The 20,178-nt window shown below is 32.1% G+C and carries 16 protein-coding genes; 1 reads left to right on the top strand and 15 read right to left on the bottom strand.

What is annotated here, in order from left to right; genetic code table 11:
* Positions 1-80: 80 nt before the first annotated feature.
* The 15 genes from LL966_RS17945 to LL966_RS18015 form a co-directional block, all read right to left on the bottom strand.
* Positions 81-1,442 carry a DUF4302 domain-containing protein gene (locus tag LL966_RS17945; protein WP_229355131.1) on the bottom strand — a complete coding sequence of 454 codons (1,362 nt, stop codon included), beginning with the start codon at positions 1,440-1,442 and terminating at the stop codon, positions 81-83.
* Between the two features lie 30 nt (positions 1,443-1,472).
* Complete coding sequence (locus LL966_RS17950) at positions 1,473-2,330, bottom strand: zinc-binding metallopeptidase (RefSeq protein ID WP_229355132.1); 858 nt, start codon at positions 2,328-2,330, stop codon at positions 1,473-1,475.
* Between the two features lie 19 nt (positions 2,331-2,349).
* Complete coding sequence (locus tag LL966_RS17955) at positions 2,350-3,834, bottom strand: RagB/SusD family nutrient uptake outer membrane protein (RefSeq protein WP_229355133.1); 1,485 nt, start codon at positions 3,832-3,834, stop codon at positions 2,350-2,352.
* A gap of 14 nt (positions 3,835-3,848) precedes the next feature.
* Positions 3,849-7,562, bottom strand: a complete 3,714-nt coding sequence (locus tag LL966_RS17960) for a SusC/RagA family TonB-linked outer membrane protein (protein ID WP_229355134.1) — start codon at positions 7,560-7,562, stop codon at positions 3,849-3,851.
* Between the two features lie 218 nt (positions 7,563-7,780).
* Positions 7,781-8,896: a FecR family protein gene (locus tag LL966_RS17965; protein ID WP_229355135.1), complete on the bottom strand. Its 1,116-nt coding sequence runs from the start codon at positions 8,894-8,896 to the stop codon at positions 7,781-7,783.
* A gap of 90 nt (positions 8,897-8,986) precedes the next feature.
* Complete coding sequence (locus LL966_RS17970; protein WP_229355137.1) at positions 8,987-9,592, bottom strand: RNA polymerase sigma factor; 606 nt, start codon at positions 9,590-9,592, stop codon at positions 8,987-8,989.
* Positions 9,593-10,098: 506 nt separating this feature from the next.
* Complete coding sequence (locus tag LL966_RS17975) at positions 10,099-10,527, bottom strand: hypothetical protein (RefSeq protein WP_229355139.1); 429 nt, start codon at positions 10,525-10,527, stop codon at positions 10,099-10,101.
* A 139-nt stretch (positions 10,528-10,666) separates the two neighbouring features.
* Complete coding sequence (sucD, locus tag LL966_RS17980; RefSeq protein WP_057118027.1) at positions 10,667-11,539, bottom strand: succinate--CoA ligase subunit alpha; 873 nt, start codon at positions 11,537-11,539, stop codon at positions 10,667-10,669.
* A gap of 86 nt (positions 11,540-11,625) precedes the next feature.
* A complete protein-coding gene (locus tag LL966_RS17985) occupies positions 11,626-11,988 on the bottom strand; it encodes a nuclear transport factor 2 family protein (protein WP_229355141.1) in 363 nt (120 codons plus the stop codon).
* Between the two features lies 1 nt (position 11,989).
* Positions 11,990-12,919, bottom strand: a complete 930-nt coding sequence (locus LL966_RS17990) for a UDP-3-O-(3-hydroxymyristoyl)glucosamine N-acyltransferase (protein ID WP_229355143.1) — start codon at positions 12,917-12,919, stop codon at positions 11,990-11,992.
* Positions 12,920-13,039: 120 nt separating this feature from the next.
* On the bottom strand, positions 13,040-13,606 hold the full coding sequence (gene efp / locus LL966_RS17995) for an elongation factor P (protein ID WP_229355144.1): 567 nt from the start codon (positions 13,604-13,606) through the stop codon (positions 13,040-13,042).
* Positions 13,607-13,747: 141 nt separating this feature from the next.
* A complete protein-coding gene (gene lpxA, locus LL966_RS18000; RefSeq protein ID WP_095951251.1) occupies positions 13,748-14,533 on the bottom strand; it encodes an acyl-ACP--UDP-N-acetylglucosamine O-acyltransferase in 786 nt (261 codons plus the stop codon).
* A gap of 74 nt (positions 14,534-14,607) precedes the next feature.
* Positions 14,608-15,996, bottom strand: a complete 1,389-nt coding sequence (locus LL966_RS18005; RefSeq protein WP_229355145.1) for a bifunctional UDP-3-O-[3-hydroxymyristoyl] N-acetylglucosamine deacetylase/3-hydroxyacyl-ACP dehydratase — start codon at positions 15,994-15,996, stop codon at positions 14,608-14,610.
* Positions 15,989-17,032, bottom strand: a complete 1,044-nt coding sequence (gene lpxD, locus LL966_RS18010) for a UDP-3-O-(3-hydroxymyristoyl)glucosamine N-acyltransferase (protein WP_229355146.1) — start codon at positions 17,030-17,032, stop codon at positions 15,989-15,991. Before lpxD ends, LL966_RS18005 begins: the two co-directional genes overlap by 8 nt.
* 39 nt (positions 17,033-17,071) lie before the next feature.
* Positions 17,072-18,301 carry an HD domain-containing protein gene (locus LL966_RS18015; protein ID WP_229355147.1) on the bottom strand — a complete coding sequence of 410 codons (1,230 nt, stop codon included), beginning with the start codon at positions 18,299-18,301 and terminating at the stop codon, positions 17,072-17,074.
* A 226-nt stretch (positions 18,302-18,527) separates the two neighbouring features.
* Here LL966_RS18015 and porX point away from each other — a divergent pair, with 226 nt between their 5' ends.
* Positions 18,528-20,081 (top strand): T9SS response regulator signal transducer PorX, encoded by a 1,554-nt coding sequence (porX, locus tag LL966_RS18020; protein WP_229355148.1) that lies wholly within the window; start codon positions 18,528-18,530, stop codon positions 20,079-20,081.
* Positions 20,082-20,178 lie beyond the last annotated feature (97 nt).

Below are 20,178 nucleotides of genomic sequence, written 5' to 3' on the forward strand. Positions count from 1 at the left end.
GCTAACCAAGTTTAAAATTTTAAAAGCAACTCAAAAGATGAGTTGCTTTTTATGAATAAAAATTATTCTAAATTTTTATATTATTGGAATGCGTAAGTTGTAATTCTAAAACTACTTGATGCAGCTGTAAAAGTGTAAATTGTATTGGTAAACTGTATTCTAAAGCTTTCTCTAGTTACATATAAACCTTTAGGATCCATTAATTTATCATCAAGATTTTTCACTAAAGGATCTGCCGCAATTACAGAAGTTCCGTTATGCCATAATGAATGTTTCAAAATAATAGTCTTATTAACTGCATCTTCTGTAATAGTTGCTCTATGATAAACAGTTGCTTTTCCTCCAGTAAAACTGTACATAATATCTACAGTACGGTTGTTGAAGAAAGTAAATTGCACTCTGTTTACTTTTGCTGCAGATGCGTTATTTATTTCGTTTAGCAAGAACACACACAATTGTGAATTAGTCGGAGCACTAGCCAAGTTCGCTGCGATATAACCATAAGCTGTTGATGGTGCTCCTGCTGCTGGCAATGTTACTTTGTAATCATCTGTTAGTCTTGGAGGTGCATTGGTATATTTTATAGTTGCTTTTACACCATCTTTTCCAGTAGCTACGAAAGAATTCGTAGGAGTATCATAAACAAAATCTGTAAGCTTCTGACCTTTTACATCCAATGGAAGTTTTGAATAAGCTCCTAAAGGATTAAATGAAAGTGCAAGATCATAACTTGTATTAACAGCAGGATCTAAAGAATAACCTGTACCAAAACGAGCGCTAGTATTATAACTAAAATCATAGTTTTTGGTTGCTGTACCATCATTTATTTCTAATAATCTAAATAATGGACTATTCATATCTCCAGTTATGTTTTTGATAATTGGAACATTTTTAGGTAAATCGGTCCAGTCTTTTGGTGTTGCTTTTACAAAACGAAGCATGTGGCCATTTCTATTTGTTTTAAAAATGATATTGCCATCTTTTTGTCCGTAGTAATAGAACTGGAAATCTCCTAAATATCCTTTTGCCAAAAGTCCAGCAGTCGGATAATTATTTGCATCTGATAGAAGATGTATTCTATTTTGTGTAGAAAAAACTAAACTTACTGTGCTTCCAACCTGAATATTGTATTGGCTTTGATATGTTTTCGTGTCAATTTCTCCATCTCTACCTGTAAAGTCTGATGCCATATCTACTTTTCCTCCTGGTAAGAATTTAAATAAATGTGTCCATCCTCCTAATTGTGTACTATCAGTATAATAAACTGCTTTCCAACCATCTGCTGATGAAAGTAATAAATCGTTTAATTCTTTCTGACGCCCGCTTAATCTGTCTGTTGCATTTTCATCAAATTTTGCATCTACTTCCGGACTTGAACATGATCCCAAAAGCAAGGCTACGAAAGAAATCAATAAGCACTTATATATATATTTTGCTTTCATAATAGTATTTTTTTATAATAATTTTCGTCCTTAATTATTTATTACAATATCTGTATTTTTCTGAGCCTCATCTCTTAAAGCATAAAAGTCGATATTGAATGCTTCTTTGTAATATTTAACCACAAGCGCCTCTTTTGCTTTAATATTTGCTTTTGCAGTTGCATCTGTAACACCTGCTAAAATTGCATCATATTCTGCTTTTGAACTTGTCAAGATTGTTGCAGCAGTTTCTGCAAAATCTTCGTAAATATTTAATCTAGCATAACTTGTTATAAATCCTAAAGATCTTGAAGTTGCAATTGCCTCTACATACCAGCTTGAAGTATAACCAGATGGAGTTAACTTTGCCCAAGCTTGTTCGTCAAAAGGTTTTGTCTGGTTTAAAATATGAACATACTCATGCTGAATAGTATGAATAAATTGTGTTACACTTGCTCTACTTTTTTTGTTTAAATTGTCTATTTGAAACAATGAAACTCTTTGACCAGCTTCGGCAAGTCCTAATGTTACTGTACCATTTGTATTTAAGTTTATACCTCCAACTAGCACAAACTCTCTAGGTGCGATCTTCTTAACAAATTCTTTCCCTCCAATAGTTGTATAACTGTCAATCCAGATTTTCTTAACCACTTCCATTGCTGGCTGTACCTTTGCAACAAGAGGTGGATACAAATATCTATTATTGTCTACCAAATTCTGATTCCACTCATAATACACATTAATATTATAAGGATCTAAAAAATTAGTACCAATCCATTTATCCAAATCTGTTTTTACCGGAGTAGAAAAATCTAATTGACTTTCTTTTGGTTGGTCTTCATGGGCGCAAGATGCAATTAACAAAGCTCCTGCAATTAATACTGTCTTATATGTTTTAAATATTTTCATATTACTTTCAAATTAAAAATTATCTAGGATTTTTTTCAATGCCATTATCTGACGCTCTAAGCGGAATTTGTAATGCTCTTCTTTTATCGTCTTTTTCTAAGACATTACTTCTTACCACTTTTCCAAATTCAAGAGTATTATGTGTTACAACAAGATTAAAACGCTTAATATCAAACCATCTTAAACCTTCACGAATAAAATCTCTTCTTCTTGCTTCGGCAATTGCTTTAATGTAAGAAGTTTGAAGAGGTGTTAATGTGTAATATGGCGTAAATTCGTTTGCAACTACAGGAAATTTATTGGTTACAACAGTTTCATTCAAAATATCTGTTGTTGCATTATATCCAGTAGTTCTAGTTCCTAAAAAGTACCCTAATTCTGTATTAACTTCAGCAAATCTGTTTTTCATTACTAATGCTTCGATTCTGTTCAAATACATTTCGTCGTTACTAAATAATACTGTCGCTGTGTAAGGCTCTCCTGTACGTGAAGTTAAATTGGTGTATTTAAAGTACTCATAAAGTTTAGGAACAAATACATTGATACCTCCATAATACTGTCCATTTGGTCTAATAACATTTGCTTTAGCCCAAATATTAGTTTGAACACCAAATATCTCATCTGATTTATTTCCAGGAAGAGCAAATCTGTAAGAAGCTGATCTATTAGCAATTGAGTTAGGATAGTCTACCAATAAATTAGTTTCTTGCTCTACTCTTGAATATTCAATTGGCATCTGAGCAAAAGCTGCAGCATAAAAAGCTGGATAGTTTCTAAGTTTTGTTGGTTTAGAACCAAGTCCTTCGGTAAATTCTAGAACTTTATCCCAGTCTCCTTTTATCAAATAAAAACGAGCAGCAAAAGCTTTCGCAGCATCAATAGTAAAGTGATATTTAGGTTCTTTATACTCGTTTGTTACGTATTTCATTCCTTCAATAAGATCTTGTTCTACAAAATCAAATACTTCTTGAACAGTATTACGTTTGTATTTTACCAACAATTCTGTTTCTGGTTTTGTGATGTATGGAACACCTAAATCTGTCGCTGCTGTTGCAGGATTATAACGGTTTGACCATAATGACACCAACATAAAATGATTGTAAGCTCTAGCAATTAAAGCTTCTCCTTTTTGCGGATTTAAAGTTGCTGGGCTACCTAATTTTTCAATAGCGTCTAATGCTTGGTTTGCCGCAGCAATAGCTTCGTAAGACGCCATCCAGAATGCATTTTCGCTATCCAATCCAATTTGAGATTGCATTTCCCAGTTGTAACTTTCTTCGTTTATGATACTTGTAGATTGAACTTCTGTATCGTAAACATTGTCAGACATAACCTCTGCAATCGGGAAATAAGATCTATTTGGATAAGCAGTAACTAATAATTCTGATATTTTTTCAGGAGTATCTATTAGTGTTCTATTGTCTGGTATTTCTGAAAGAAAATCATCACAACTACTAAAACCAACTAGCAATAATAATGATAGTGTTATTTTTATATTTTTCATAATCAATTTATTATTTAGAATGAAAGATTAATTGCAAAAGTATATTGTGCCGTGATTGGGAATGCTACCCCTCCTGTATTACGGAATTCAGGATCTTGTCCGTTTAACTTTTTGTCTGAATAAATCAACCATGGATTTACAGCAGAACCTTTTAAATTAAATGTTGTTAATCCTAACTTTCTTTTGTATTCGCTTGGAAATTCCCAGCTAAGAGAGATATTTTTCAATCTTACGAAATCACCGCTTGCAATTCTAACATCAGAGAAATTATAAGTATTATAAGCAATTTGTAAATCATTAGCTCCGTAATTTCTATTCAACAATCTATCAGCGATAACTGGAACATTTGTAAAGTTTTCGTCACCAGGATTAATCCATCTGTTAGCAAAATCTTTTGTGAAAACAGTCTGATCATTGTAAGTATTACTGTAAACAGGATTTAATCTCACTTTATTTCCACCTGATCCAACTACAAATACATATAAAGACCAGCTTTTGTAAGTAAATGTATTAGCAAGACCAACTGATTTATTTGGCTCAACTGAACCTTCATATTTCAAATACTTCGTTACATCGTTAGTATCTTGAAAATTAGCTTCTGTTATATTATTATCAGCACCATCTTGCAATTTAAAAGTTGGTAATCCTTCATTATTTAATCCTGTAAATTGATAAGAATATAATGAGTTTCTTGGGTGACCAACTGTATTTCCACCATTAGTAGCGATTAAATCAAATACCGCTGGTTTGTTTGCCAGTTTAGTAATTTTCTGATCGTAAACAGAAAAGTTTAACGTTGTTGACCATTTAAAATCTTTTGAAGTAATGTTTTGAGTAGTAATACCAAGCTCAACACCTTTAGTTTCCATATCAGCGTTGTTACCTTGTTTAACAGATTCTCCTCCTACTCCAGAAGTAATTACGTAATCGATCAAATCAAAAGCTTTACGTTGGTAAACATCTGTAGTAAGTTGTACTCTGTTATTAAACATTCCAAGATCTAAACCAATATTGGTTTCATATTGTTTTTCCCAAGTCAAATCTTTGTTTTGTAAATCTTCTATACGAATTGCATTTTCTCTATCGCTAGTTTGAAAACGATTTGCTATATAACTTTTGTAGATTGCTAATGAGTTAGTTGCAGGTCCTGCTGTAGCAGTTAAACCATAAGAAGCTCTAAGTGCCAAAGTATTGATATCTTCAACATCTTTCATAAAACTTTCTTCTTTGATATTCCATTTCCCACTCACAGTATAAGTTGGCAACCATCTTGAAGATCCTGTGTCACCTTGTCTGTTAGAACCATCATAACGACCTGTAACAGAAGCAGTATAACGACGATCATATGTATATCCTATTTTTCCAAAGAAACCAACTGTACGCTCTCTTTCTGCTCCAAAATCATAGTACGAATTACCTTCATTCACTAATTTCTCAATCATTTTTGGATCAATAAAAGCACTAAGACCTTTTTCGAATTGTATTCCGGCAGCAGTAAAATTGTCATTATTTCTATCAACTGATCTAAACTCTGTTCCAAAGAAACCTTCAACTTCATGTTTATCGCTAAAAATATTTCTGTAAGTAACACTATTTCTAACATTGTATGAAGTCATATCGTTAGTGTATTTTCTTAAGAAACCACCATACGGCAATACTGAAACTTTAGGCGCAGTTAAATCGTTTGGATTTTGATATAAAAACACGTTAGCGCTTTGAATTTGAGTATTTAAAGTTTCTCCAACACCAGCATTGTAAGCTCCTACAACATTAGAACCTTCGTAAATCTTATGCTCTCTTGATGTATTAGCATAACGAGCAGAACCTGTAAAGTTATAAGTCAAATTTTTAGCCAATTTATATTCTAAATCTGCCTGAAAACGAATGTCTTTTACTTTAATTCCAAGAGTATTGTTTTTCAACTCATTAAGAATATTCATTGGAGCCCAGTTATTTTGGTAATATTCTAAATTACCATTTTCGTCATAAGGTCTAAGTGTTCTACTTGTACTTAAAACATAATTGAATGGGTTGATATCGAAATCTCTCGTTATTTTACCATATACAACATCATTTTTACTTTCGTAAGTACCAGGAGCTTCTTGATCACGAATCGAACCTAATGTAGATAATGTAATATTCAATCTGTCATTGATATAAAACGTTCCTTTAATATTAGAAGAGATTTGTTTTACATTATCTGCCAAAGTCCATCCTGGATCTGTATAGTAACCTAAAGAAGCATAAAATGTATTATTTTTTCCTCCACCAGAAAAACTTAACGAATGATTCTGAGTAATAGATGGTCTAAACAAAACTTTGAACCAATCTGTATTTCCTAATTCGTATTTTTTTAGAAATTCGTTGATATAAGGCTGTTCATTTCTAACACCAAATTGACCATTAGAACTATCGTATAAATTAATTTGTTTTGCCAAAATACCATAAACACCACTAAATCTAGCCGTCAAAGACGAACTTTGATCCAAATAACCTTTTGCTCTCATCTCTTGAAAAACGCTCATAGATTCCTGAGAATTTAAAATATCATATTGCGTGTAGCTAGGTACTGTTCTTACCGTATTTTCAACAGAATAATTAATTTTTAAAGGAGAATCTCTTCTACCTTGTTTCGTTGTTACAACAACAACACCATTTAAAGATCTTGAACCATAGATTGAGGTAGCAGATGCATCTTTAAGAATTTCAATACTTTGAATGTCATTTGCATTTAATCCCGCAACAGCAGAACTTAACAATGTTGCTGAATTTCCAGAAGCCAAATCAGCAAATGTAACATTGATAATGTCTTCTTGAACAACACCATCAATTACCCATAAAGGTTTTGTATCTCCAAAAATAGAAGAAGAACCACGCACCGTAATTTTAGGAGTTGCACCAAAAGATCCTGTAACGTTTTGAACAGTAACCCCTGCAGCTTTCCCTTCAATCATTCTACTAACGTCTACTACTCCATCAACTTTTAACTCAGCCCCAGAAATTTTACTAATAGCTCCAGTAAATGTTCTTTTTGAAGTTTTTTCGTAACCAGTAGTAATAACTACCTCTTTAAGATCTTGTCCAGCTTCAGTTAAAACAATTGTTGGTGTATTATTTTCAATTCCAATTTCCTTAGTTTCCATACCAACATAAGAAATTACAATACGCGTAACATTGGCAGGCATTTCTATAACGAAATTTCCATCAAAATCTGTTAATACAGCAGTTTTTGTTCCTTTAGCCATAACTGTCGCACCCGGAAGTGGGCTACCAGTCTGGTCTGTCACTTTCCCTTTAATGATTGGACCAAAAGTCAAAATTTCAAAAAGAGAATCATGATTGTTTGTATTCGAAAAAGAAGCAACTGTGCTCTTTTGAAGCACAATCTGATTGCTTACTTCTGAAAAAGTTATATTAAATGGCACTAGTATTCTGCTAAGAATACTAGATAAAGTTTCTTGGTTCGCTTCTATACTAACCTTTTCTGCAAGTTGAGGAAGTCTAGAATTATAAGAAAATTTAACACGAGCAGATTTTTCGATTTTTGATAAAGCATTGTCTAAAGTCAAATTTTCCAATGTAATTGTAACTTTAGTATCTAGTTTTTTCTGCCCGTTTACATTATTTGCAAATGTAACACTTGAAAAGACAAGTGCTAACACAAACTGAAACAGCGTTATTTTCATGATTTGGTGAAGTAATCGTTGCTTGACAACAGGTTTTTTCATAATTTTGGTTTGTTTTGATTAATACTATTCGAGTGTATTTTAAGAAACATCATAAATTACTCTTTACAGAGAGTGATTTAATCTAATTAAGTGTCGATTATGTTACAGCATTTTCGGCACTTTTTTTATGCATTCATTTTTTACATAGGCAGTTACATTATTTTTTTTTGGACATTCAGTTCGGTTTTGGTTTCTTTATTTTTATTGAATTTCACAAATCAATTACATCCCGAAGTTGTAATGACAATTTGATTTCCATTCATTTCATAATTAGAATCGTTTCCAATGCTTTTACAAATAATTTTAAGCTTTTCTGCTAAAGGCTGATCACTTAGCGAAGTGGTCAATCTGCATTCTTTTAGTTTATCTTTAGGATAATCTATTTCAACTACATAAGCCTGCTCGATGGTTTCTAGAATTTGCGCTACAGGAATATCTGTAAATTCAAAACTTAATTGCTCAATATTCCTAACACTATTAACCAGAATCGGATCTTCAGTAATATTTGTTATTTTACTGAAAACAAAATCTTTACGAGTAAAACGCAATGCTTGATTTGGAAGTAAAACAATTTCTTCTGTCTTATCAGCGCGAACCAAATCGTTAGATCTTACCCTTACTTTACCGGTGCGAACTAGTACTTCTACGTTTTGCTGGTCTGGAAAAGCTTTAATTCTAAAACTTGTACCAACAACCCTTGTCACTATTTCGTTAGCATAAACGAAAAAAGGCTTTTTAGGATTTTTACTAATTTCAAAGAAACCTTCGCCGGATAAATACACCTTTCTTTCGTTTCCGGTAAAGATTTTTGGGTAACTTAATTTACTATTTGGTTGCAACAGAACTGAACTTCCATCAGACAAAGTAACAATTTGAGATTTTTCAGTATTATTGGTTTGTTCAACTAAACCTTCGTTATTTTCTTCGACTAACTCTTTGTAGGTAACCACATTATCTTGTGGCAAAACATCACTTTTGAAAAACCATGTTGAAAAAACACCGGCAAGAACAGCCGCTGCAATACCGCTAATCCAGTAGCGCTGCGTTCTTTGTTTTTTAATTTTAAAAGTTTTTTGAGAAAGCAATTCTCTTTGTTCAATCTTCTGCCAAGTTTCCTTTAAGGCTTCATGAACATCATTTGAAGTTAATTTAGAATTTGGAACTTTCATTGCCAACAGCAAAAGTCTTGCGTCTTCAACCAATTTGGCTCTTTCAAGATTCTCTAAAGTCCATTCTTCCCAGCCTTGCTCATCAATTTTAGATAATATCCACAATTGAAAAGATTCATCAGCTAAAAAGTCCTCTATTTCGATATAATTATTACGTTTTCGCATCTTACTATTAAGGTTACAAAAACATAGAGGACAGTTTTTATATTATATACTCACTTATTTAAGATTTTTTTTTGATTTTTTCTTAAAATTTTACAAAACCCCTGCAGATATAAGGATTAACAACGGAATACTACCTTTCCATTCTTTACGAAGACTCAACAATCCGCGATGCAACAAGTTATTTGCAGATTGATAATTTACATCTAATAAATCTGCAATCTGATCTACACTTAACCCTTGATGATAACGAAGATAAAGCGCTTCTTTTTGACGCCCTGGAAGATCATTTAGTAATTTATTCAAGTATAAGACGCGTTCAGCAGTAATTTCATCTTCTACTAAATCATTTTCTATAGAAAAATCGAAAAGAAATTCTAAAACATCAGTCGAGGTCGTTTTTCTAAAAACATGATCCCTTTCATGCAATCTAGCAATCCTTTTTCTAACACTAGAAAGCAAATATGCTTTTACTATTACATTGTCTTGTAGCGAATTACGATAAAGCCAAATATCCGCAAAGACATCTTGAATACAATCTTGTACTTTTTCGGAGAAAGGACAAAGGGAATTTCCATAATTGATTAAGTCTTTATAATATTTTTCAAAAAGAAAAGAAAACGATTTTTCATCACCATTTTTCAAATTATTCCAAAGAATAAAATCATCTAGCATTTTGTTTTTTAAAATTTGGCTCATATTACTTTCAACTTTGAATTATCAGCAATCAACTATATTTTAAGAGATTCGTTCTTAAATATAAATGGATTAATAACTAGGAATAAATTCAGCTAAACTTTGATTTCTTTTAGAAAAAAAACCTTCAAAAGTTATTTTTTATTTAACATTAATTAAATAAGATTTTTACTTTTTAAACAGGCAAAATTCATACAAAATGAACCAAATTTTAACAATATTTTTTGTTTTTGTGTGATAAATATAGAAAAGCAAATGATAAAAAGCCAATTCATCATTAAAAAAAGCAACTTTTTCTAAATTTATCAGTAATTGCCTTATTTTTTTTGCTTAATCTTAAATTTACCATAAATTAAATTTTAATTAACCAAATAAGGTCGTAGCTATTATAAATTCATTCAGGCAAAAACTAATCTTAAGCATTCTTACAAAAATTAAATTCTACAAAACAAAAAAAAGCCTTGCTAAAACAGCAAGGCTTTTTTTTTGAAAATTTTATTTTAAGTAACTTAGAAAGCTACGTTCCATCTTGGCAACTTAGCATTTTCATCTAAGAAATTCTGCAAAACTTTTCCCTCTACAGCAGTTGGAATTGCTTTTACATCAGCATTAAAAGTCTCATACCAAACAACTTCTAAAGCCGCAATACCTTCTAGTTTCATTTGCGCTGGCCAAGAATATTTTCTTCCAGTTTTTGCAAATTGGTGTCCGTTTACGATTTTATCATATAACCCGCCATTTTTGCTTTTTAAAGTTCCGTCGTTCTGAACAGTTCCTGTAGAACCAACCATAATTAATTCTTTTTCAGCACCTTCTATTGCATAAACAACAAAAATTCCAGCACTTCCCTCTGGAGCATTGCAAGCTTGTTCTAAACTATCTTCAACTGTAAAAGTAAAGCTGTTGTTTACTTTAAATTTTTCTAAATCTTTACTCATCATTTTTCTTTTAAGCTTCTAAGATACTAAGGCTCTGAGATGCTAAGTTTTTTCTTTATATCCTTAGTATTGCAAAATGTAAAAAAGTCTCAACGTATATTGAGACTTTTTAGAATGTATTATTTTAAATATTTGGAGATTATCCAAGTACTTCTTTTACTTTTTTACCAATTTCAGCTGGTGAATCAACAACGTGAATTCCGTTGTCTCTCATAATTTGTTTTTTAGCAGCAGCTGTATCATCAGAACCACCAACAATAGCACCTGCGTGTCCCATTGTTCTACCAGCAGGAGCAGTTTCTCCAGCGATAAAACCAATAACTGGCTTACGGTTACCATCAGCTTTTACCCATCTTGCAGCATCAGCTTCAAGTTGACCACCAATTTCACCGATCATAATGATAGCTTCAGTTTCTGGATCATTCATTAATAATTCAACAGCTTCTTTAGTTGTAGTTCCAATAATTGGATCTCCACCAATTCCGATAGCTGTAGTAATTCCTAAACCTTGTTTTACAACTTGATCAGCAGCTTCGTAAGTTAAAGTTCCTGATTTAGAAACGATACCAACTGTTCCTTTTTTGAAAACGAAACCTGGCATAATACCAACTTTAGCTTCACCTGGAGTAATTACACCTGGGCAGTTTGGACCAATTAATCTTGAATTTCTTTCTTTAACATAATTATTTGCTTTAATCATGTCTGCTACAGGAATTCCTTCTGTAATAGCAATAATTACTTTAATTCCAGCATCAGCAGCTTCCATAATTGCATCAGCAGCAAAAGCTGGCGGAACAAAAATGATAGAAGTATCAGCACCAGCTTGATCAACAGCATCTTTTACTGTATTAAAAACTGGACGATCTAAATGGCTAGTTCCTCCTTTTCCTGGAGTAACACCACCAACAACATTAGTACCGTACTCAATCATTTGAGAAGCGTGGAAAGTACCTTCGCTTCCTGTAAATCCCTGAACAATTATTTTGGAATCTTTATTAACTAAAACACTCATGATATATATTTTATGTAGTTTTTAAATTTGTGTTGCAAAAATAAGGTTTTGTAATGTATTTTGCCTCTTTTATTGTCAAAAAAATATTAAGAAAATTGACTCATCTGATAACCTCTGTAAAGTTTATCGTCTTTAATCTGCCAAATTGTTGCAAAATGCGCTAAAAGCATCTCTTCTCTCGGATTTTCGATTGTTTTCACAAAATGAGAGTAACGCACTGATACTAAATCATCTTCGCTAATAATATGACTAATTCTTACTTTTGAGCGCACATATGCTCGACTAAGATCGTTTGCCATATCTACTATAGAATCATAATCCATCTGAATGAAACCTTTACTGCTGTTCCACTCCAGTATAACATCAGGATGCAGATACGTTTTTAAAATTTCACTATCAATTAAGGCATCTGACTTATAAAATTTTTGAACAAATTCTTTAATAGACATATTACTTCAATTTACTTAAAATTTCAGGAATTTTCTTGATATTAGCTAGTTGTTTCAACTTTTCTCTAGATTCTTCAATCGGAGTACCAAAATACGATTTTCCTCCTTCAACTGATTTAGTAACACCGGTTTGTCCCATCACTACAGCTTTTGAGCCAATAGTAATGCCGCTCGTTGTACCAACCTGTCCCCACATTGTAACTTCGTCTTCAATTATCACACAGCCAGCTATTCCAGTTTGTGAAGCAATTAGACATTTTTTACCAATAACAGTATCATGTCCAACATGAACTTGATTATCTAGTTTTGTTCCTGCTCCAATTGTTGTGTCTCCAGTCACACCTTTATCAATAGTACAAAGTGCTCCAATTCCAACATTATCTTCAATAACAACTCTTCCTCCAGAAACTAGTTGATCAAAACCTTCAGGACGTTTTTTGTAATAAAAAGCATCTGCTCCTAAAATAGTTCCTGCATGAATAATTACATTGTCTCCAATTATGGTATGATCATAAATTGAAACATTGGAATGAATTAGACAGTTTTTACCAATTTTAACGTGATTACCAACAAAAGTATTGGGCTGAATTATAGTTCCTTCTCCAATTTCTGCAGATGGAGCAATGGCTACATTAGCAAATTGAAAAGGTTTAAAATGTCTGGTTAGAATATTAAAATCTCTGAATGGGTCATCAGAAATTAAAAGTGCTTTTCCCTCTGGACAATCCACTTCTTTGTTTATTAAAACAATAGTAGCGGCAGATTGCAAAGCTTTATCGTAGTATTTTGGATGATCGACAAAAACAATATCTCCAGGCTCGACTACATGTATTTCGTTCATGCCTAAAACTTGAAAGTCTTTGTCACCAATAAATTTGCAATTAAGCAAACTTGCAATTTCTTGTAAAGAATGACTCTTTTGAAATTTCATATGTTATAATTAGAAAATTTGTCAATTAGAAAATGAGTCAATTAGAATGTGAATATACAAAATTATGTCGACTCACATATTATCTAATTGACTCATTGTCAAATTATCTCAATTAAAAGACTACTCTTTTACACGCTCCATGTAAGAACCTGAAGCTGTATCAATTTTAATTTTATCACCTTCATTGATAAACAAAGGAACGTTGATGTTTGCACCTGTTTCTACTGTAGCATTCTTTGTTGCATTTGTAGCTGTATTCCCTTTTACACCTGGTTCAGCGTAAGTAACTTCAAGAACAACAGAAGCTGGCATATCTACTGATAATGGCAAATCTGTTTCTGTATTAATTTGCACCATTACGTTTGTTCCTTCTTTTAACAAATCTGGAGCATCCAAAATATTTTTGTTTAAAGAAATCTGCTCAAACGTTTCAGCATTCATAAAGTGAAATTCATCACCTTCTGGGTATAAATATTGAAATGTATGAGTTTCAACTCTAATAACGTCAATTTTGTGACCTGCTGAAAAAGTATTGTCTAATACTTTTCCTGAAGTTAAACTTTTCAGTTTTGTTCTTACGAAAGCTGGACCTTTTCCAGGTTTTACGTGAAGGAATTCAATAATTTTATAGATGTCGTGATTAAATTTAATACACAATCCGTTTCTAATATCTGATGTAGATGCCATTTGTTTTTTTATTTTAGATTTTAGTCCCGAAGCTTCGGGATAGATTTTAGATTCCTAGATAAAGAATCAATTTTCATTTTTAATTTTATATTTTTCAATTTACAGCTTAGAAATCTAAAATCAGAAATCTAAACCCTAAAATTAATAGTTCCCTGAATAACCTTTCATAATTCCTCGAGAAGAATTTCTGATAAAATCAAGAATTTCATCTCTTTCAGGAGTCGCTTCCATCTCAGCTTCAATAATGCTCAAAGCTTGTGTTGTATTGTAATTTTTTTGGTATAAAATTCTGTAGATCTCCTGAATTTCTCTAATCTTTTCAGTGCTAAACCCTCTTCTTCTTAGACCAACTGAATTAATACCCACATAAGACAAAGGTTCTTTTGCAGCTTTTGTAAAAGGAGGAACATCTTTTCTTACCAAAGATCCTCCAGAAATCATAGCATGATCTCCAATATGAATAAACTGATGAATTGCCGCTAGACCTCCAATAACTGCATGATTTCCAACAACTACATGGCCTGCCAAAGCAACACCGTTAACGATGATAGCATTATTTCCAATTTCACAATCGTGTGCAATATGCGCGTAAGCCATTACTAAACAGTTATTTCCAATAACCGTTTGTCCTGAAGCGATTGTTCCTCTGTTTATAGTAACACACTCTCTAATAGTGCAGTTATCTCCGATAATAGCAAGAGAATCTTCTCCTCCGAATTTTAAATCTTGTGGCACTGCAGAAATTACAGCTCCTGGAAAAATATTACAATTTTTTCCAATTCGAGCTCCTTCCATAATGGTCACGTTTGAACCAATCCAAGTACCATCACCAATAACAACATTATTGTGAATTGTTGTAAATGGCTCTATTACAACATTTTTAGCGATTTTCGCGCCTGGATGAACATATGCTAATGGTTGATTCATCTGTATGTTTTATATTTTTAATTAAAATATTTCGATTTGAGGCAACAAACCTAAACAATAAATTTGATAATTTATTATTGTTTTCTTGCTATTTGTGCCATTAATTCTGCTTCTGTTACTAATTTACCATTAGCATAGGCATTTGCCTGCATATGACAAATCCCTCTTCTGATAGGAGAAATTAATTCGCACTTAAAAATTAAGGTATCACCTGGCAATACTTTATGCTTGAATTTTACATTATCAATTTTCATAAAGTAAGTCAAATAATTTTCAGGATCTGGAACTGTACTTAAAACTAAAATTCCACCTGTCTGAGCCATTGCTTCTACAATTAAAACTCCTGGCATTACTGGCGCTTCAGGAAAATGACCTACGAAGAAATTTTCGTTCATCGTTACATTTTTCAAACCAACAACATGACGATCAGACATTTCAATAATTCTATCAATCAACAAAAATGGAGGTCTGTGAGGAAGCATCGCCATAATTTTATGAATATCCATCAAAGGTTCTTGATTTAAATCATAAACAGGAACATGATTTCTCTGCTCTATTTTAATAATTTTAGCCAACTTTTTAGCAAATTGAGTATTTACAAAGTGACCTGGTTTGTTTGCGATAATTTTCCCTTGAATACGAACTCCAATAAGAGATAAATCTCCGATAACATCAAGTAATTTGTGTCTTGCAGCTTCGTTCGGATAATGTAATGTCAAGTTATCTAGAACACCATTTGGCTTAACTGAAATTTCATCTTTACCAAATGCTTTCTTTAAATTCTCCATTGTAGACTCCGAAATCTCTTTATCTACATAAACAATTGCGTTATTTAAATCTCCTCCTTTAATTAAACCATGCTCTAATAAAGATTCTAGTTCATGTAAAAAACTAAATGTTCTTGAGCTTGCAATTTCTTGTTTAAAATCAGAAAGACTTTTTAGAGTAGCGTTTTGTGTTCCTAATACTTTAGTACCAAAGTCTACCATTGTAGTTACTTGGTATTCGTCACTTGGCATAACCAAAATTTCACTTCCTGTAGCTTCATCAGTAAACGAAATAACTTCTTTTACTACATAAACATTACGACTAGCATCTTGCTCTTCGATTCCTGCTTTTTCGATTGCTTCTACAAAATATTTTGATGAACCATCCATAATTGGTAGTTCAGAGGCATTCAATTCAATAATAATATTATCCAAATCACATCCAACTACAGCAGCTAAAACGTGCTCTGGAGTTTGAATTTTAACTCCTAATTTCTCAAGGTTAGTCCCTCTTTGAGTATTAACAACATAATTAGCATCAGCTTCAATGACTGGTTGACCTTGCAAATCTACTCTTACAAAAGTGAAACCATTATTAACGGGTGCAGGTTTAAAAGTCATTGTAACTTCTTTTCCAGTGTGTAAACCAACTCCTGTTAGCGAAATTTCATTTTTGATGGTCTTCTGTTTAACCATTATTTCCATTTTTTGGGTTTATTATTTGTTTTTTTAATTCTTCAACTTCGGCCACAATTTTAGGCAGATTCTTAAAATGAACATATGATTTATTAAAATCAGTATATCCAAGTGATGGAGTTCCTTGCAAAACTTCATCATCTTTAATGTTTCTTGCAACTCCTGACTGCGCCTGAAGTCTAACATTATTACCTATAATTAAATGACCTGCGATACCTACCTGACCTCCGATCATGCAGTTTTCTCCAATTTTTGTAGAACCTGCAACACCGCTTTGAGCAGCTATCACAGTATTTTTTCCAATTTCGACATTGTGAGCAATCTGAATCTGGTTATCTAACTTTACTCCTTTTCTAATAATTGTAGAACCAAGAGTTGCTCTGTCAATTGTTGTATTTGCACCAACATCAACATTATCTTCTAAAATAACATTCCCAATTTGTGGCACTTTACTGTATTCTCCATTTTCATTTGGCGCAAATCCGAAACCGTCGGCACCAATTATAACGCCTGAATGAATGGTGCAATTATTTCCAATAACTGTTTCTGAATAAATTTTCGCGCCAGCAAAAATGAATACATTATCGCCTATCACAACATTATCGCCAATAAAACTATTTGGATAAATTTTTACATTGTCACCTAAAACAACATTTTGACCAACATAACTAAAGCTTCCTAAATAGAGATTTTCTCCATATTTAGTTCCTTCAGACATAAATGACTGAGGTTCGATACCTGTTTTGTTTAATTTAACCTGATTATAAAAGTGTAAAAGTTTAGAAAATGCCGCATAAGCATCTTCCACTTTAATTAAGGTAGTAGTAATTTCTTGCTCTGGTACAAAGCTGTCGTTAACAATAGTAACGGTTGCTTTTGTACTATATATATAATTGATATACTTGGGATTAGCCAAAAAAGTAAGCGATCCATTTTCGCCTTCTTCGATTTTGGAAAGCTTAGAAACTTCTGCATTGGGATCCCCAACAACTTCTCCTTCTAAAATTCCTGCTATTTGTTCTGCTGTAAATTTCATCGCGACAAAAATATAAAAAATAGATTTTAAATGTTAATTTTAGATAAGTTGTTTTGGAAAACAGATATAATATTTTGTTACCAATTTAGATAACGATTTCAAATTCAGCTGATCAGAAGCTTCAACAACATCTTCAATTGTTTTATCTTTTTTCAAAATTCGAATAGGTTCCGCTTCTTTACTATAAGCTTGATTTTTAATTTTCCCTCTAAAAATAAAATAACCTGCGTCTAATTGACTGATATGATGCTGATTTGCAAATTTTTCTTTTAAAGATTGGGATTCTTCCACAGAAACTTTCTCAGCACTCATCTTGATTTTTAGTAAATCTCTATTTATGATCATCTTACTTAAAGTGCTCAATACAAAATCGTCATTTCGCTGCCACGCTTTTAAGGCACTAATGATATCAAAATCATCTAATTGCGAAAACAAATCAAGTCTTTCTGCATCAAAATTCTCAAGAGTTATTTTATTATGCATAAAATACGAAAGAGGCTCACTGCAAGGCAAATTGACTCCTTTTAAAATGAGTTCTTTTGCTCTCTTTAATACTTTCATCAAAATTAGTTCGGCAACTAAACTCGTTTTATGCAAATAGGCTTGCCAGTACATTAATCGACGTGAAAGCAGGAATTTCTCGACAGAATAAATTCCTTTTTCTTCGATAACTAATACATCGTTTTCAACATTCATCATCTGAATCAATCGTTCAGAATTCACATTTCCTTCTGCAACTCCAGTGTAAAAACTATCACGCTTTAAATAATCCATTCGATCCATATCTAATTGACTTGAAATCAATTGCAACATGAATTTTCTATGATACTCTCCTTTAAACACCTGAATTGCTAAACTCAATCTTCCATCAAATTCTTCGTTAAGCTGATTCATAAACAATAACGAAATTGCCTCATGATGAACATCTTCAACAATACTTCTCTCCATTGCATGAGAAAATGGTCCGTGCCCAATATCGTGCAATAAAATTGCTATCAATAAAGCATTTTCTTCTTCTTCTGAAATGACAACATCTTTAAAACGAAGCGTATCGATTGCTTTTTTCATCAAATGCATACATCCTAGAGCATGATGAAATCGGGTATGATTAGCGCCTGGATATACCAAATATGACAATCCCATTTGCGAGATTCGACGAAGACGTTGAAAATAAGGATGCTGAATTAAATCGTAAACAAGCTCATTCGGAATCGTGATAAAACCATATATGGGATCGTTGAATATTTTTAGTTTATTGATATGAGTCACTATTGCGATATTTTTTAGGTCAACAAATATAAGTAAATAAGTATAAAGAGGTTGGTGTTTTTTATTTAAAAATGAATGCCAAAATAGAGATGATTTTCAATATTATACATAAAAAAAAGATAAAAATCGAGTTAAAATCATCGTGATTCTTTAAGAACTTTATACTATTTTTAATACTTTTTAAGTTCTATAACTTTAAATTGCAGTAAAAATTATTAATTGATTTATGGATAAGATAAAAATACTTTGGGTCGATGATGAAATCGATCTTTTAAAGCCCCACATATTATTTCTAGAAAAAAAGAATTACGAAGTTACAACTTGTAATAATGGTCTCGATGCCATTGCTTTGTTTGAAGAAAACAGCTTCGATATTGTTTTTTTGGATGAAAACATGCCCGGAATGAGCGGATTGGAAACACTTTCTGAAATGAAAGAAAAAAAATCTGCTATTCCTATGATTATGATAACCAAAAGTGAAGAAGAATACATAATGGAAGAAGCCATTGGTTCTAAAATCGCCGATTATCTGATCAAGCCTGTAAACCCAAACCAGATTTTATTGAGTTTGAAGAAAAACTTAGAGGATTCAAGATTAATTACCGAAAAAACGACTTTAGATTATCAAAAAGAATTCAGAAAAATTGCGATGGAATTAGCCATGGTAAATTCTTATGAAGATTGGATTGAATTGTATAAAAAATTACTTTTTTGGGAATTAAAACTAGAAGACATCAATGATACGGCTATGATCGAGATTCTAGAATCTCAAAAAGTAGAAGCCAACTCTCAGTTCGGAAAATTTATAGAAAGAAATTACGAAGATTGGTTTGCTCCAAAAGCAGATAAACCAATACAATCGAATACTTTATTTAAAGAATTGGTTGTTCCAGAAATTAAAAAGAAAGACAAACCCATTCTTTTTGTTGTAATCGACAATCTTCGTTACGATCAATGGAAATCTTTCGAATCTGTAGTTTCTAATTATTACAAATTAGAAAAAGAAGTTCCTTATTACTCTATTCTTCCAACCGCGACACAATATGCCAGAAACTCAATTTTCTCAGGCTTAATGCCCTTAGAAATGGAAAAACAATTTCCGCAATATTGGAAAAATGATGTAGAAGATGGAGGAAAAAATCTTTATGAAGCTGAATTTTTATCTGCTCAATTAAAAAGATTGGGCTTAAATATCAAAGAAGACTATTTTAAAATCACTAATTATTCTGGCGGAAAAAAATTAGCAGAAAACTTCAAAGCCTTAAAAGGAAACGACTTAGTAACGGTAGTTTACAATTTCGTTGATATGCTTTCGCACGCTAAAACCGAAATGGAAGTTGTTAAGGAATTAGCTTCAGATGATAAAGCTTACCGTTCCTTAACACTTAGCTGGTTTAAAAACTCTCCATTATTAGAGATTATTCAGCAAGCACAACTTTTAGGTTTCAAATTAATCTTAACAACCGATCACGGAACAATTAATGTAAAAAATCCGTCTAAAGTTGTGGGAGATAAAAATACAAGTCTAAATTTGCGATACAAAACTGGACGTAGTTTAACATACGAACAAAAAGATGTGTATGTAGTTAAAGAACCTAAAACAATTGGCCTTCCTGCTATAAACATGAGCAGTTCGTTTATTTTTGCTAAGAATGATTTCTTTCTAGCATATGTAAACAACTACAATCATTATGTGAGTTATTATAAAAACACATACCAGCATGGTGGAATTTCGTTAGAAGAAATGATTATTCCGTTCTTGGTTTTTAATCCTAAATAAAAGTATATCGCCACAAATTTCACTAATTTCCACTAATTTTAATTTAAAAGAAAAATTAATTCGTGAAAATTCGTGAAATTCGTGGCAAAAATAAAAC

This window comes from Flavobacterium chungbukense, assembly GCF_020805785.1.
In the GTDB taxonomy this organism is placed as follows: Bacteria; Bacteroidota; Bacteroidia; order Flavobacteriales; family Flavobacteriaceae; genus Flavobacterium; species Flavobacterium chungbukense.